The organism is Paenibacillus vulneris (assembly GCF_039543185.1).
GTDB lineage: Bacteria > Bacillota > Bacilli > Paenibacillales > NBRC-103111 > Paenibacillus_S > Paenibacillus_S vulneris.
The window spans coordinates 50,360-66,798 of sequence record NZ_BAABJG010000023.1; the positions used below are offsets into that span (position 1 = coordinate 50,360).

The following is a 16,439-nucleotide window of genomic DNA, read 5'->3' on the forward strand; positions in this document are numbered from 1 at the left end:
ATTCAAAAAAATGAAATCCGGGAGGGCGCATGCCCTCTGTCTAGCTTTGTTTGCTTTTGATGTGACCATTCGTTTAAAATCAACAAATCTAAACATTTTGATAACAACTTACAAAAACCCGCCATTTAAACTAAACATTTTAGTCCCAATCTCTTTCCCAAACACATCGTATCACCACTAAATTCAAGTGTCAACGCACTCTTTGTGCAATTTTTCACCTCATTTCACTAAATATGATGTATAACAATGAAATAGAAGCAAGATAGGATGAACTATTAACTAAACTTTATGAGTTAATTGTATAAATTTTTTCTCAAACAAAAAGAAACCTGGTAGCTAAAAACGTACCCGATCTTGTGAATAATTCCAATCTAATTGGGGTGTTCACTCATGGATTTTAAACTTTCCGCTATCCATATCCCCATAAACTTTAAACTCTTCAATGACTTCAATCAACGTTATTTTTCGATTGCCTTCCGGCTAATCCTACTATGGAGTTAATCTTTCGTTATATTCAAGAGGAGTCTGATTTCAAAAAGTTTGCGCGCGCTGTTGTTAGTGGCAAATCCGACATTTACCAACTTATGGCTTTTATAACAAAACAAAAAACACCCCGAAGGGGAGTGTGGGGACTAACCCTCGTTTGTGGGACAGTGGCCAAAAAAGCCAATATTTGGAATCCAACCAACGAGTGGTTATTTATTTTTTTTCGAAAGCGAATTGAGTGCTAATAAGCGATGTAGACTTATGAACGTTTGTTACAACGATTACCATCGTTGTAGAGGTAATCTCTTCGAGATAGAACGTTTCAACTTTAGCGTAGAATGAAACTATTCCGATGGGGGCGTTATCAACGGGTGTTCCCTTGCGGGTCATGGTCTGGGTAATACCTTATCCTTTTACGGCAGCTTGGTACGAATTGCCCTAATCGCTATGAAGCATCATACCCGGCAAAACAAAAGCCCTGTCTTGCTTGCCTGATATACTGTACGCCACAATCTATCCGCAAACAAGTCTAAAATGCTCGACAGGTATAAAACTTTCCCACAAACGGCAAATACGTATATCCGTCATCTGTTTTTGCATTGGTGCATCGACTTGATATTGACGCTTTAGCGGATGCTCCGCGATGTGGAAATCTTACTCTCCAATTTTAATTTTCGACTTCCGAAGTATACTCTCTGACCTTTCACATATCTATACCGTTTGCCTACAGTTGTTCTAGTGGGTTAATCGCTCCCTTTCCGTACCAACTTATCCAGATTTTCTATTTGACTTCTTTCATTCTGAAAATCTAATCTCAATGGCTTTCATCTTTACTTCCATAGGATAGTTTACTCTAGTTGCTAACGCAAAAAACCTCCAAGGTTATCTTCATATCTTACAACATGATAGCATTCTCTTGAAGGTGTTTTAAATTTGCCTCACGTTATGGGATCAGTCCAGGCTGACCCTGAAGGTCATTTAATTATTAATATGAAAGCCCTGAAGTAAATCATTCAGCACCTTCGATGCCGATTGTTCGTACTGCAATAATCTTGGTGTAATAGCATCAGTATAAAAGCCGTATACTCCATTCATTTCATGATTTTTTAAATCCCGCAGAGAATTTATTGTATGAACATATGAAAGAACACCGTTATCTTTTAAATCTTTCAAAAATTTAGAATCAGCCCTTTGTATTGGGAGAGTAATAACTTTAATGTTTTGTTTTTTTACAAACTCTATGACCTGCTCATTTGTATCTGGAGACATATAGAGTGTGTAAATAATGTTATGGAAATCATAAATACTTTTAATATCGTCCAGCATTCCCTGATTATAAATTTGTGGGATTACTCGATTTAATAACTCTGGATCATGATTCGCAGCAGATACGATTATTTGAAACTGCTGACGTACCAAATTGCTTTGGGTTTCTTTTGTATCTGTTACGATGTACATATCAGGAAACTGACGCATGAGTTCCATTATTCTTGTAATATCCATTGGGGTATATTTATTCATTATTTTTTGACTCATGAATTCTTCTTTACTCCATGGATTTTCCCCGTGACCTTCAGGGGCTTTTTGTTGCAAATATTCGTTAAAAAATGTTGACCAATCATGTCGCGCAACTAAATTATTATCCGAAGTCAGTGATAAGTCTACTTCAAAAACGCGCTGCCCCATAGCATAATTTATAACAAAAGATTCGTACGAGTTTGTATAGCTCTCGCCACTAACTCCACTTCCAAAAGCGTGAGCAATTAGTTTATTTTTAGTCCACTCGGGAAATGGACTTTCAGAAGAGTTTTCTGCATAAGAAGTCCCACCCCAAAAAAATACCAGAGATAAGAAAAGTAAAATAGTTAAATGCCTCATTCTTGATTTCTCCCTTTTTTTCAATCCAGTATACCATGGAGTTAAAAATTGTGTATACTAATATTCGACAAATATTGTAACTAAAATTTATACCAAGTAAATCCTTAATAAACATCTAGCGTCCGGTTTTCGTCATTTAATATACTATAATGCTACCTAGTACAACTTCACAATAACTGAACATAGATTCTCACTCTATCTCAAGCTCAACAACAACCCTTTGGCCTTCCCCAGAAGAATCGGGCAATTCTTACAGCGCCTGCTAGACCATTTTCCGTCCACCGAGTCGCTTTATTTTTACTCTATTCTTTTGTAAATTTGGCTGTTAGAAATAAATTTCTGTTCAACATGTCACTTTATCCCTCGTTGTGATGGCAATTCATTAAACCAAAAAAAGCTTTCCATAACCGCCCTTTCGGGTGATTACTGAAAGCTCAAGTCTGCCTTGAAAAATCTAACGTATTCCGCTTAAAATTTGTCAGGAAACTGTTTGACGATACCTTCTGTCAGGATATCCGCCAAATGAATCATATGGATCTCGTTTTTATCGGTAGCTGCAATATCCGCTTTCCAATCGCCTTTAAGACAATCAAGGACTATTTCTGTAATCAACTGCAGATGCGTATACAGCATATCCTGCAGCGTTTTAAACTGCCAGTTCGGATTCGCTGTGCTTAAAAATTTGGCGATATCGTCGGCATTTCGATGCCAATCTGCTTCCAGCTTTTTCACATCCGCCTGATTACCCGCTTTGGCAGCCGCTACAATTTTCACAGCAATCAGTATATGCTCTCTCAGAAGGTCAGCCAGCTTATTGCCGGCGCCTTCCCCATAATAAGGCTTGATTACGTTGCCAATATCCTGCTGGTTCCGCAACAGCCGGTCCAATACGTCCTTCTGATCCGGACGATTGGAGATGGAGCTGACAATATAGCTTCTCGTCCATATCGTATGATCGATCCAAACCTTCTGCATATCGGTTTTCAGCTGCACCATACTGGGACTTAGGCAAACCGAATTCTTCTCCTCGGCCATTTTCGCTTGTACGGATTCTACGAACGGTGTCACACTAAACACGACCGCCAAGGTTATCAGAAACGCCGGCATCCATTTGTTTTTCACATTCATCTGCTCCTCTGTACCTTTGGAATAAGACAGGCTTTTTTATTATGCTTGTAATATCCAATTTTATACAAAGGATTATGCGGCAGAATCCGTCAGTCCTGGGACAGATCAAACGACATCAAGTCTCGTCCTACAGTGATCGGACCGTTATAAATGTCATTCATTCCCCGGATATATTCCTGCTCAGCGGGTTCATTCTGCTCCGGCGCCGGAATATGATGGGTCAGCACAAGATGCTTGACCCCGGCTTGCCTGGCGATATCGGCGGCTTCCAGTGTCGTCGTATGATATTTGGCCGGATTGGAGAGAGCTTTCTCGTAATCCGGATAACGCCGGATCAACTCGTCCAGCCACTCTTTGTTGTACGCTTCGTGGATAAGCAGGTCAGCCCCCTGGCTGTGTTGGACCATGCTGGAGACGGGAATCGTATCGCCCGAGATGACTACCGATTTGCCGTTATATTCGAACTTGAAAGCGATGGCTGGATAAACCGGACGGTGATCCACCTCAAAGGCCGTAATCCTGATGCCGTCCCGGTCATAGACGACGCCTTCGTTGCATTCCGTATATTCGACCCGCGATCCGGCTTCGTCCGACAGATTGTAGCTCACTCGAAGCTTCACATCGAACTCGAACGATTCTCTCATTTTGCCGATGATATCCCGGGTCGACTCGGGTCCGTACACATGCATCGGGGTTGAACGGCCCTCGAATACTCTCTCCGCTGTAATATGGGTTCTCCAGCTGGTAATAAACAGATCGAAGAACCCGCCATTATGGTCATAATGGTGGTGAGTGAGCAGGAGGTCGGATACCCGCTGGGGCATGACGCCGGCTTTGATCAGTTGATCCACAACGGCGCCGCCGCAGTCGACCACGAATGTCTTATGTCCGGCAAGCACGGCCACTCCCGATTTGGCCCTGCCGTAAAAAGCACGCGGCGAGCCGGTGCCGAGCAGGATAACCTTCATATGCTCATGAAAATCTGGCTGCAGATTTAGCTGCGGTTGAATGTACATTTATGTTTCCTCCTGTGACAGTAATGAATATGGTACGGCAGTTAAGCTACATACGCATTAGAAAAGCTTCAGGCTCTTGAATCCGAATGCGCTTTTTCCCGTAATGGACAATACCTTGCTCATTCCACCGGTTTAACGTTTCCGTAACGGTTTGCCGGCTGCATCCGACAATGAACGATATTTCTTCATGACTTAACGGCAGACTGACATGAAGCTCATTCCCTTGCCGCTCTCCCAAGCGGAGAAGAAAATGCGCCAGTCTCCAGGGCACAGGCTTGGAAATCAGCATTTCCGTGTGCCGCTGGGTATGCAGCAGTCGCCTCGCGTTGGAAACGGTCACAGCATACATAATTTCCGGGCGGCTTACCATCAGGCTTCGAAATTCGTTGGCGGGCACATATAGCACCTCGCTGTCCAGAATGCACCGGGCAAACCGCTGCCGCCGCTGGCCGGTCAATACTTCAGCCGCTCCGAACATTTCACCCTCAAACCGCAGAAACAAGGTGATACCTTGCCCTTCCTTGGCCGATTGCGAAATTTTGACGAGCCCGCTTCGAACCCAATAGATGTCACGGCTTTCCTCGTCTTCGTGGAAAATGAGCTCGTTTTTCCTGTAATGCCGGGCGGTTCCATACTGTGCGAACAGACCGGTCAATACTTCCTCCTCTTCCTTCATGCCTTCTCTCTTTACCTGGTCGGTAAGCTCGCTGTCATTCCATGAAGCCATCCTGTATTCACCTCGAAGCCGGTTAATTCATAGTTTTCCTATTTGCATTATAGTTAAATTAGTCACAATAAAACAGTCGGCTGCCCGACAAAATTCAAACTTTTTTTGCCATATAACGCAAAGATGACTTCTGCCCGTCCGGGAGAAGCCATCCAGCGCACTACAGCTCATTATCCCAAAAAAGGAATAGTGAATGAATCCGCCTACTGTTCTAGAGAGAAGAAAAAGCTCTCCTTCAAGCTTCGTCATCGTCAGGAGAGCCAATGGATCTAATTTACTTGGATTTGCTTTTCGCGTATAATTCGTTCATTTCTTTGATATAGTCGTCGCCGCCGTTCTTTTTCCACAGCTCCATTTCAGCTTTGAAGCCCGCCTCGTCGATTTTGCCGACGATGAATTTGGTGCGCGCGTCGTCGACAATTTGGTCGAGCTGCGTGCCTTTTTGCGTGTAAGTCGGTGTCGTGAACGGCTCGCCGGGGTTATGAACCGCGATTTTCTCGTTCTCCTTCATCACTTCAAGCGCCTTGGCACGAAGCGGCGTATTCGGCTTGAACAATTCCGGAGTCAAGTACGGGATCGATGTCAGCAGCTGGGTGACGTTCTTGTTGTTAATGTCCGGCGTCATCGGATCTGTGGCGAGCAGCAGGGGAACCAGCTTGCCGTCCTCTACTTTATAGTGAACACCTTCAATGCCTTGGCTGATCAGGATTTGCATTTCCTTATCGTTGGTTTTATCCAGGAACGCGAGTACTTTCTTCAGCTCAGCCTCTGTTTTGACGGCGGTTTTCGAGATCAGGAACATCCCGTTGTGCCCGGCTGTCGGCAGGTTGTGAAGACCTGTCGGGCCGCTGACGGCGCCGATCAAATCGATGTAGCCCTTGGAATTGTTCTGCTTCATCTTCTCGTCGATCTGATAGGAGCGCTCCGCTACGTCGATCGCCACACCCGCTTGCCCGTTAATGATCGGATCATTCCACTTGGCCGAATCGTACACGGCAAAGTCCTGATTGACCAGCTTCTCATCATACAGCTTTTTGAAAAACTTTAATGCTTCCATGTACTCCGGGGTCAAATGTGCCGGAACCAGCTTGCCGTCCTTCTCCCCCCATTTGTTCGGAACGCCGAACCAGGTTTGCATAATATCCCAAGGTCCGCCGTAACGGGTAACAACCATGCCGTAGGTGTCGTCCTTTCCGTTTTTATCCGGATCGTTACTCGCAAAAGCCTTCAGCATATTGTAAAATTCGTCGATGGTTTTCGGTTCCTTCATGCCTAGGTTATCCAGCCAATCCTTGCGGTAGCTGATTGCCATCCGGCCAATTGGACGAGTGACATAGAGCCCGTAGTATTTGCCGTTGACCGACGTATTGTTCAGAATGGTTTGATTGGCTTTGCTCAGGTTCGGATAGTCTTTCAAATATGGGCCGATTTCCCAAAATGCGCCGCCGTTGATCGCGTTCGCCACTGCAGATACTTTGGCGTTGTTCACAAATACAAGAGAAGGCAGAGTACCGGAAGCTAGCGCAATATTCAGCTTGTCCCCATAGTTGGCATCGGGTGTAAACTGCAGATCCAGCTTGACGTTCGTATACTCCTCGATTTTTTTCCATACCTTACTTTCCGCCGTTGCCGAATCGTTGTAGTAGCCCTTCAGCATTACCGAAATCGGGAATGGCGCCTCTTTCCCGTCCCCCGCTTTGGAAGCTTCCGGCTTTGCATCGTTGCCGCATCCGGCGATAGCCGCAGCAGCTACAGCGGTGACCGTCGTGACCGCCCACGTTTTTTTCCAATTCATTTCGTTTCCTCCCTTTATATGGACCCTTTTTGTTTTTTATGATGAAGCAGTTTCCTGCGTCGGACGGAAGAACTCATTCTCATAGAAGGATGCGCTCCTCACATTCCTGTGCCGATCCCGCGACCATCTTTGGACGCTGAGCGATTATCCCTTCACGGCACCGAGCAGTACGCCTTTGGCGAAATGCTTCTGCAGAAACGGATATACAAGCAAAATCGGCAAGGTGCCTACGACGATGACAGCCATTTTGATCGACTGATCCGGCGGCTTCACGTAGGTCGGGTCCTGAACCGAATTGTCCAGTGCCCCTGTAGCCAATAGCACGATTTGTCTCAGCAGCACCTGCATAGGCCACTTTTTGGCATCGATCAAATAGATGAGGGCATTGAAGAAATCGTTCCAGTGCGCGACGGCGTAGAACAGCGCGAAGGTCGCAATAACCGGCTTCGACAGCGGCAGCACGATGCGCCAGAGCACCCCTATATCGGTGCTCCCGTCGATGCGGGCCGATTCAATAAGCTCGTTCGGAATTTCCTCGAAAAACGATTTCACGACAATCAGGTTGAACGCATTGATCGCCGTAGGCAGCATAACGGCCCAATAGGAATTCAGTAGTCCCAAATTTTTTACAACCAAAAAAGTGGGAATGATCCCTCCGCTGAACATCATCGTGAACACGACCATTTTGACAAAAAAGCTTCGACCGATCATGTTCCGTCTGGATAAGGCGTAGGCCATCGTAAAGGTAAAGAACAGGTTAACCAGCGTACCTCCCACTGTTACAAATACGGAGACGAGCAGGCTTCGCGGCAGCGCGTTATCTTTAAATACGTATTTGTAAGCATTGATCGTCACATCGTGCGGGATCAGAAAGAAGGACCTGGATCCGATTTCAAGGTCGCTCGCAAATGATCCGGCTACAATATACAGAAGCGGCAGGAGCATAGCTAGAGCGATTATGGCAAGTACGATATGATTGGCGACTCCGAAGAGCCTCTCGCCGAATGACATATGACGCGTGTGCATGGACAGCTTCTCCTCCCCGGTTAGAATATGCCGGAATGGCCGGCTCTTTTGGCCAAATAGTTGGATGTAAACACCAGGGTCACCCCGATGACGGCTTTGAACAACCCGACGGCGGTGCTGTAGCTGAATGCGCCTTGAGTAATCCCCACCGTATACACGTACGTATCGAATACGTCGGCGACCGGACGGTTCAACGCATTGGACATAAGCAAGATCTGCTCGAAGCCCCGGTCGAGGAAATTCCCCATCCGCAGAATGAGCAGCACGATAATGGTGCCTTGAATGGCCGGCAGCGTTATGTGCCACAACTGGCGAAACCGGCTCGCCCCGTCGACGGTTGCCGCTTCGTACTGCTCTTGATCAACACCGGCGAGCGCAGCGAGGAAGATGATCGTCCCCCAGCCCATTTCCTTCCATATACTCTGAATGATGATCATCGGGCGGAACGTGGATTCACTCGTCAGAAATTCGATTTTCTTCCCGATCACCTTCACCAGCAGCTCGTTGATGACTCCTCCCTCCGTGGTCAATAGAAGATACGTGATGCTGGCGACGATAACCATGGAGATAAAATGAGGCATATAGATGATCGACTGAATAAACCGTTTATAGAAGGCCACACGCACCTCATTTAACATAAGAGCCAGAATAATCGGCGCCGGAAAGAAAAATACCATATCGTACAAGCCAAGCAGCAAGGTGTTACGGATAAGATGAAAGAAGACCGGATCGGCGAAAAACCGCTTGAAATGGTCGAAGCCTACCCATTCGCTGTCCATAAATCCGATGAATGGCTGATAGTTTTTGAAAGCCAGCAGCACCCCCCACATCGGTACATATTTGAAAACAATAAAGTAGAGCAGACCCGGTAGAAGCAGCAGCATCAAATGCTTGTCTCTCACTACCCGGGTCAGCCATGTTTTTCGCTTGCGCGGGGTGATGACGGAAGCACTTGCCGCAGCTGGTTCGGTACCCCATGCTTGATTCATGTTCTCACTCCTTCTCGAACGGATTAGTATCGGATTGCGAAGCCATAGCAACACTGTATACGGGCCGTGCGTTTCCTACAATTAGACTTTTACAACTGCGCGATTCAAGCCGTATTTGCACTTTTCGTACAGGATAGGATTTTGTTAATAACACGCGCAAAAAAGGACAACCCTGCCGCTGACAGCAGCATGTTGTCCTTTGAACCGCAGGCGAATTCCCTGCTTAACATGGTTTTAGCCGGTTTATTTGTTCCGGCTTCTCTCCCGGTATTCTCCCGGAGTGATGCCCTCCTGCTTTTTGAAAATGCGATTAAAATAACTGTGCTGGTAGCCGACCCGAAGCGCCACATCATTGATTTTGAGATCGGTTTCCCGGAGCAGCTCCCTGGCTTTATCCATGCGGAGCTCCGTCAAATAGTCGATGAAGTTTTTGCCTGTAACCTGTTTAATCGACCGGCTCAGCACCACCGGATTCATGCCCGCATGGTCGGCGCAGCTGTCGAGAGAGATCTCATTCATGTAATTGTCTTGCAAATAGATCAGTGCGGTTTCCACGATTCTCTTGGTTTGTACGTCGGCCCGCGCTTCCAGCTCCTGCATATACGGTTGAATCACCTTATGGTGGAACCATTTCATCATCTTCTGCGAGTCCCGTATTTGGGCCAGCTGTTCATACAAATTGCTCGATTTGAACACTCGCACCGGGTCCATCCCGGAATGCCGAATCGTGTGCAGAATGCTGCCGAGCAGCTGGAGCATGCTTTGCTGAACGTCGATTTCCTTGGCTCCCCTCTCGAGCAGCTCATTCAGGAACGCTTCGATTAAGTGCTGCGTTTCCTGCTGCTGTCCGGTGCGGATCAGCTGTAATAATTCCCGTTCCAACGCGAACGGATAGCGAAGCTCATTAGAGTGAGGCTCCGCCTCAAGCGACTCCAGATTGATGATCTGATTCTCGCTTACAAAATTACGGTAAATCAGTGCTTCCCTCACTTCTTCATAATGAGCGGCAATATCCGTGATGGAGGTTGACGGTCTGCCGATCGTAATGGATACCTGCAATTTGAGGATATGATCGATTGCCTGCATCATATCTCCGCACAGCGCATGAAGCTCCTCGGTGTAAGGCTGGCCGGTAGGGAATATTACCAGCAATCCGATCGACAAATCATGGAAATTGATCATATTGACCTGCTCGAACCGGCTTTCGGCCAATTCCTCAATAATGTTCGCCGCAGCGAAAGTAACCAGACCCTCGTCCCCTTGGGAGAACCGTCCCTCCAAATGCTCGAAGCCGGTTAATTGGATATGCAGGACGATGAACTGCCGGCCATCCACCTCCCAGCCGTAGTTTCTCATGCGCTCAAGCAGTTCCTCTTCCGAGTAAGAGTACAGAAAGCCTTGCACTAATTGCAGCAGGAAGCCCTCCTTGACATGCGGCAGCTGCTGCTCCAGCTTGGTTTGAAGCGCCGCACTTTCCCGGGTCAGATGCAGCCACTGCTTTTCAATCAGATTGAATTCATCATGATGATCCGCTTGGCTTTTCGAGAACAGCCGGTCCGCTCCGAGCAGTCGTACGAGACGGTCGATCGGCGTATAAATTTTGTAGGAAGCAAGCCACGACAAAATGACGACGAGCAGAAGCGAAGCGCAGCTGACGGATAAAATAATCTTCGAAATAAAGACGACCGGCTTCGTTATGACGCTGATCGGTGAAGCGGACACATAGGTCCATTCGGTGCCAATCCGCACAAAGCTGCCGAACGACACCGTATAGGTGTTTTTGTCCCATTTGTACAAAAACGACCCTGCTTTCAAGCCCTTGGAGAGCACTTCTTGCTTTAAAGCCGTTTCGAAGGGGGAGGCTTCGGCCGTCCCCGCACTTGACAGCAGCATCTCCCCGTTCCCCTGCATGATGAACGTTTCTCCGACATTGTATGGCGTTAACGTTTTCAACATCCCGGTTGCCTTGTCCTTATCCAGTCGGATCAATAACGCCCCGAAAGGATACGGCTCCATCGCAGGTATTTTATGGACCAAGGTTAAATCCATCCTGCCCGGACGATTCGCATTTTCCGGCAGCCATGTCCAATAGACCCATTTGGGGTTGGCGAGCAGCTCATTATAGCTGTCCAGCGCGTTGGTCTCTGTCAGCACGTCGTATTCCCGATTGAACAAGTATGGTCGCGCAGCGTTCAAATACAGCTCGACATTTTTCGCAAAAGGGCTGGATCCCTTCATGACGCCGAGTGTTTTGATAATGTCACGGGTCGTTTCGAATTCCCTGCCCAAATCGGTTTTCTTAAGATTCAAATTGAATTTCGGATCGAACGCCCAATGGGAAATCGACGCTTCCAGATAGGCGAACTGATCGTCCAGATTAGCCGCTCTTTGCGTAATTTGCTCCTCATGCAGCCGCAGGATATCATTTGCCAGAGGCCCCCCAGCGATCCAGTAAAATACCCCGCTCACAATAAGCCCCGGAATGCTGGAGATAATCAGAATCAGGATCAGACTCCTCCGGAAAAATCGGCTTTTAACCATATGTCATCAACACCCTTTTGTCTAAATCTTCCTAGAGATATATAACATTCGCGCAAGGGTGCATAATCCCTTCTGCTTAGGCTTCAGCTTCATCGTATTCTCCAACTTCTTTTAAGCACAAAAAAAGCATACGTTACCGTATACTTAATGCTCTCCATTCTCTTGAACCCGTTTGAGCTGTTTATATCGATTCTATCTATTCGGCTTCTTAAACAAAGTTTACTTTAACTCATTTAACAGACTCTCGAATTTTTTGGGACTCAATATTTCATGCGTGATAAATGTTCCATTATAAAATATGCTAAATGTTGTCCATGCTGATGGAGCCTTCTGAGCTTCTTCTCTCGCTTGGAAACAGTAGGTATTGAAATCAAATCCCCCGTTCCTTGCAACCTCCCTTAGTTCCTCTAATACTCCAACCGCAAAAGGGCACTGAGCTGTATAGTAGATCTGGATTCCATTGGCCTCAGGAACAGATGAGACGTTGAATGAAGGGATAGCGGCAGCATCATTCCATCTCAGCACCATTAACTCAAAGTAAGGCCCAGATTCATCAACTGCTTTAAAACCCATGTGTTCGAAGTATTTCTTATCGCTCAAATAAGGCAGCTTCTTCTTCCCAACAATATGAACAATACCATCCATACCAAGCGCCATTGCGTCTTCCTTGCATCTATTTAGCAATTGTTTTCCATATCCTTTATCCTTGTATCTCCCAGAAACCCATAAACAATTAATATACATATAGTTAGGTGCTTGAATCGGTATCCACGCTTTTTCTGCCGGAAGGTACTCTATAAACACCTTTGCTCGTTCGTTCAGACGGACAAAAGTCAGCCCCTCTTCCATCCGGTCCTTAAGCCATTGTTTCTTTTCAAGTACGGCCTGCTCGTACTGTTTGGCACCTAATGCGCAGCAAATATGTTCCCGGTCAATATTTTGTTTCGTGATTTCAATGAGATTCATTCTAAGCCATCCTTTCTTAGACGATTTTACATGCTTTCATTCTGTGACATCGAGGTGCTCTGATACTCTGGATGTAAGAATCTCAATAAGCTCTTCATCCATATACTGATATTCGTCAGGAATATCTAAGCAGATTAATTTCTTACTTAAGAGCTCATGCTTGAATTTATCCCTTAGTCTGCGTACATGCTTCTTTTCCATGGCAAAGATAAGATCTGCCCAACCGACATGGCCGCTTGTAACCTTAATTCTTGCGCCGTCTTCAGTTCCTGCGGATCTGACATCATAACCACCCAGTCCATGAAAGATCTTTTCAGCCGTTAAACTTCGCCATTTGTTTCTACTGCACACAAAAAGAATGTTAATTTTATCCACCATCCACTTTACTCATGAATACTAAAATCATAATTTTCAACTTTTAGCAGCTTTCTTGATGCCGCCTCTCTCTCATAAGCGCACGGAATGCTGTCGTGAAGAAATTCTAATATAGAATCATCTATATTCAGCATTTTTCCCACTGAGATGACTTGAAAGTTATCAGGGTCCGTATTGAAATCATCCTCTTCATACCCGCTGAAGAAAACCCATCCCAAGTCGCTCTCATCATAGGGTTCAAATCTCAGCATAAAGTTAAACTCATTCCTTGCTAATACGTCATTACTCACGGTAACCTTATTTTCAAAATAAAAGTCCATCTCTTTGGAATGCGGATCATCTAATTGGGTGTTGCATATATGGATGGAACTAAAATGAATAATGTCTCCATACCGTAAAGAATCGAGGTAAAAGGGCTGATTGACCAACTTCCCCTTGAAGTCGTTCCCAGCTCTCTCCATAATTTCTACCCACATCCGTTCTCCTTCATAGCCATTTTCAAGCACCGTTTCAGACATAAAAATCAGCTTAACCTTATCCCCCGCTTGAAGCTGTTGTACAATCTGCTCACTTGGAAGATAAAAAGTGTACGGGGATTCTTTATGTAGTTCAACTGCATTATCAAGCTTCCATGTCATAACTTTCCCACTCTCCTTGCATCGAAAATAATACCCTACGGAATCGAAGGGTCCGATTACCGTTTGATAGGCGGCGAAAGGACGTATACATTTTACCACAAAATCCGGGTTCATCTCTCGTGTATCCAGGTACGCCCTCTCTCCTCTCACTCTTTTCCCTTCCACCCTGTTTCATGACAAAGAACAGCAACGCTTTCCTCATAGAAACGCCGGTTCTTTTCCAGTCCCCTCTGTTTACACCACCCTACGGAGCTGAAGGAATCATAAAACAAATAAAAAGGCAGCACCAAATCGAGATCCAGTATGGAACGAACACTGGTATATCCTTGAAGATATGCATTTTTCATCCATGCCCGATCCTGCCACAGATAGCGGTCCATTTTCGTAAAATCGCACTCGGACGAGCCTCCCCGGGAGCTCTCAAAGTCTATAACCCCGGCCAGACGTGATTCGTTCACCAACAAATTACCAGGCCTGAAGTCCATATGAATCACACACGGGCCATCCGGCGCAGGCAGCTTCGTGAAGACGGAATCAAAATGAGACAGGCATGCATCGTATAACCCCTGAGGAAGAAGCTCCCGGCAAGGAGCTTTGAATGAGTCAAATTGTCTCCGAATATAACTTCTCCAGTCTTGCTGCTCGATATATCGAAATCCGTCCTGCCCGTCATAGCCGTATCCCGGCATCGGCACGGAATGAAGCTCGGCATGCAGCGCACCGATCGAATAGGCAAGGTTCACATTATCCGTATTCTGGAGCGGGCTCCCTTCTATCGCCATTAAGAGCAGCGCCCCGTTGGTTTGTTCATCCCCTTCCCATATATCAAGTACTCGGGGAACCGGAAGACGATACTCGTATAGTCGGTTCAACATGCTATATTCCCGATACAGCTTGGTTCGATTGTAAGGAATTTTGATATAGACCGATCCCCCCTGCTGCAATACGATTTGTACAACTTCGGAACTGAATGAATCCGATACCGGTCGTATCTCATGCGCGGAAAGACCAAATGCCTCAATGGCTCTAAGGATACAGCTGTTCATCTCATCTCCTGCTTTCTTATTGGATTCAGCCATACTGGTACCATTGCGCCTGTTCCCGGTAAAAGGAAGCATATTTACCGTTATGCAGCATGAGCTGTTCATGGGTACCATCCTCTATCAGCTTTCCTTGGTCCATGACAAGAATCCGGTCCGCAAACCTCGCCCAGCCCAGGCGGTGCGAGACGAAGATGGCTGTCTTGCCTTCACACAACCGGCGAAACTGCTCGAATAGCTCCAATTCGCTGGCAGGGTCGATCGCCGCCGTCGGCTCATCGAGTATGACCAATTCCCCTTGTCTGAACATGGCCCTGGCCATTGCGAGTCTTTGCCATTGTCCTCCGGACAGCTCCACTCCGTCTTCATCCAATCGGCCGAGCCAAGTGTCCAAGCCCTTCTCCGCAAGCTTGTGAATTCCGCTGGCCTCCAGCGCAGATTCTATCTCTTTGTCCTCATGTGCCCGTGCAGGGCTGCCGAGCGTGACATTATCGCGCAAGGTAAAGGCGTATCTCTCGTGATCCTGGAATACCGAGCTGATACGTTCCCATAGAGCCTTGCGATTCGTTCCCATTGCCGACAGGTTCGCCCCGTTCCAGCTGACCTGCCCCTCACCAGGATCATACAATCCGAGCAGCAGCTTCAAAAAAGTGGACTTTCCCGATCCGTTATCTCCAACCAAAGCAATGATTTCCCCTGCCCGAATCGTCACATTCAAGTCTTTGAGAACGGGCTTATTTGAATTAGGGTATGTATAGCCAACGTTAGTAAACGAAATCTCCTTCAGCGGTCCCATCTCTGCCAAAGATGCCTCTTCATGAACCTGTGCCCTGTTTTCATTCAAAAAGGCAAAAAGATCCGCCGCTTTGCCAGCTTGCATAACCAGCTTGCTCAAGGGCCAGGTAAGTCTTATTGCAGTTCCTTGCGATTGGAGTACCGTTTGAAAGACAATGGCAGCCAACCCGGGAGTCAATCCTTCCCGTCCCACCAGGAGGATCAAGACGGCAACGGAGCCGAAAGCTCCCGCAATATGTACAAGCGATACGCAGAACCCGAACTTGTTTTCCTTCCGGCTCATAGCAAACCTGCCGGAACGCTGGTTCAGCGTACTTGTGCTCCACAGTCGGATGAAGTAGCCGGTCGAATCGAACAGCTTGGTTTCTTTCAAGATTCCGGGATCGGACAGCTGCTCCATCCAATACTGGGACAGCCGGCCATCCGTCGTTGCTTGTTTGTCCCATTTTCTCTTGGCTATTTCAATTTTTAATCGAAAATACAAGGACAGCCCGTTCATGGCCAGCAGAATGCACCCAAGCAACCAATGGCCCTGCGATACAACAATCACCATGGCCGCAAGCGCTGCCAGTCTTTGCACGGAATCGATTCCGTTGCGGAGCATGCCGATCAAATCTTGGCCGGCGGCTTGCTGAGCCTGATGCAGCCGGTCATAAAACTCGGAGTGCTCGAATCGTTCTAAAGGAACCGTCGTCGATATGGTAAAAATCTCGGCCTGAATGTATGCGGCAGCGCGGTGATTCATCATCTCGTCAACGATCTTTCTTAGCGATTCCGCAATAACTTACACGGTTATGGTTCCGCCAAAAAGAAACAAAACCGGAAGCATTTCATCTATGGTGGAGGTCCCCCCTGCAAGCCCGGTAACAGCCTTATCGATCATCTGCTTTTGAGACAGCATGAGGGGGATCACCAGCATCCCGGTACCAATCGGAACGAACAGCCATACGCATGTAAGCAGGGGCATCCGCTTTCCTATATGATATAACAGCAGAAGCATGCCGCTTAAGGTTCTGCGGCCTTCAAGTGCCTTATTCAT

General features: G+C 46.8%; 14 protein-coding genes. All 14 read right to left on the reverse strand.

Annotated elements, in window-relative coordinates; all coding sequences use genetic code 11:
• Nucleotides 1–1,464 precede the first annotated feature (1,464 nt).
• Nucleotides 1,465–2,364 (reverse strand): phosphatidylinositol-specific phospholipase C/glycerophosphodiester phosphodiesterase family protein, encoded by a 900-nt coding sequence (locus ABEA66_RS21520; RefSeq protein WP_345590641.1) that lies wholly within the window; start codon nt 2,362–2,364, stop codon nt 1,465–1,467.
• A 468-nt stretch (nt 2,365–2,832) separates the two neighbouring features.
• Nucleotides 2,833–3,486, reverse strand: coding sequence for a glycosyltransferase (locus ABEA66_RS21525; protein WP_345590643.1), 654 nt, complete (start codon nt 3,484–3,486; stop codon nt 2,833–2,835).
• A gap of 95 nt (nt 3,487–3,581) precedes the next feature.
• Complete coding sequence (locus ABEA66_RS21530) at nt 3,582–4,508, reverse strand: MBL fold metallo-hydrolase (protein ID WP_345590645.1); 927 nt, start codon at nt 4,506–4,508, stop codon at nt 3,582–3,584.
• Nucleotides 4,509–4,554: 46 nt separating this feature from the next.
• The gene (locus tag ABEA66_RS21535) at nt 4,555–5,235 is read right to left on the reverse strand and encodes a Crp/Fnr family transcriptional regulator (RefSeq protein WP_345590647.1); all 681 of its coding nucleotides are present in this window, start codon (nt 5,233–5,235) and stop codon (nt 4,555–4,557) included.
• Between the two features lie 274 nt (nt 5,236–5,509).
• Nucleotides 5,510–7,030 carry an extracellular solute-binding protein gene (locus ABEA66_RS21540; protein ID WP_192702579.1) on the reverse strand — a complete coding sequence of 507 codons (1,521 nt, stop codon included), beginning with the start codon at nt 7,028–7,030 and terminating at the stop codon, nt 5,510–5,512.
• 144 nt (nt 7,031–7,174) lie between these two features.
• On the reverse strand, nt 7,175–8,056 hold the full coding sequence (locus ABEA66_RS21545; protein WP_345590650.1) for a carbohydrate ABC transporter permease: 882 nt from the start codon (nt 8,054–8,056) through the stop codon (nt 7,175–7,177).
• A gap of 20 nt (nt 8,057–8,076) precedes the next feature.
• Entirely contained in the window at nt 8,077–9,045 is a 969-nt protein-coding gene (locus ABEA66_RS21550; protein WP_079911879.1) for an ABC transporter permease, read from the reverse strand.
• 243 nt (nt 9,046–9,288) lie between these two features.
• Nucleotides 9,289–11,586, reverse strand: coding sequence for a helix-turn-helix domain-containing protein (locus tag ABEA66_RS21555; RefSeq protein ID WP_345590653.1), 2,298 nt, complete (start codon nt 11,584–11,586; stop codon nt 9,289–9,291).
• Nucleotides 11,587–11,805: 219 nt separating this feature from the next.
• Nucleotides 11,806–12,552 carry a GNAT family N-acetyltransferase gene (locus ABEA66_RS21560; RefSeq protein ID WP_345590655.1) on the reverse strand — a complete coding sequence of 249 codons (747 nt, stop codon included), beginning with the start codon at nt 12,550–12,552 and terminating at the stop codon, nt 11,806–11,808.
• A 36-nt stretch (nt 12,553–12,588) separates the two neighbouring features.
• Complete coding sequence (locus ABEA66_RS21565; protein ID WP_345590657.1) at nt 12,589–12,930, reverse strand: low molecular weight protein tyrosine phosphatase family protein; 342 nt, start codon at nt 12,928–12,930, stop codon at nt 12,589–12,591.
• 5 nt (nt 12,931–12,935) lie between these two features.
• Entirely contained in the window at nt 12,936–13,565 is a 630-nt protein-coding gene (locus ABEA66_RS21570) for an immunity protein Imm33 domain-containing protein (protein WP_345590659.1), read from the reverse strand.
• A gap of 146 nt (nt 13,566–13,711) precedes the next feature.
• Nucleotides 13,712–14,611: a phosphotransferase family protein gene (locus ABEA66_RS21575; protein ID WP_345590661.1), complete on the reverse strand. Its 900-nt coding sequence runs from the start codon at nt 14,609–14,611 to the stop codon at nt 13,712–13,714.
• 25 nt (nt 14,612–14,636) lie between these two features.
• On the reverse strand, nt 14,637–16,148 hold the full coding sequence (locus tag ABEA66_RS21580; protein WP_345590663.1) for an ABC transporter ATP-binding protein: 1,512 nt from the start codon (nt 16,146–16,148) through the stop codon (nt 14,637–14,639).
• Between the two features lie 36 nt (nt 16,149–16,184).
• Nucleotides 16,185–16,439 carry a hypothetical protein gene (locus ABEA66_RS21585; RefSeq protein WP_345590665.1) on the reverse strand — a complete coding sequence of 85 codons (255 nt, stop codon included), beginning with the start codon at nt 16,437–16,439 and terminating at the stop codon, nt 16,185–16,187.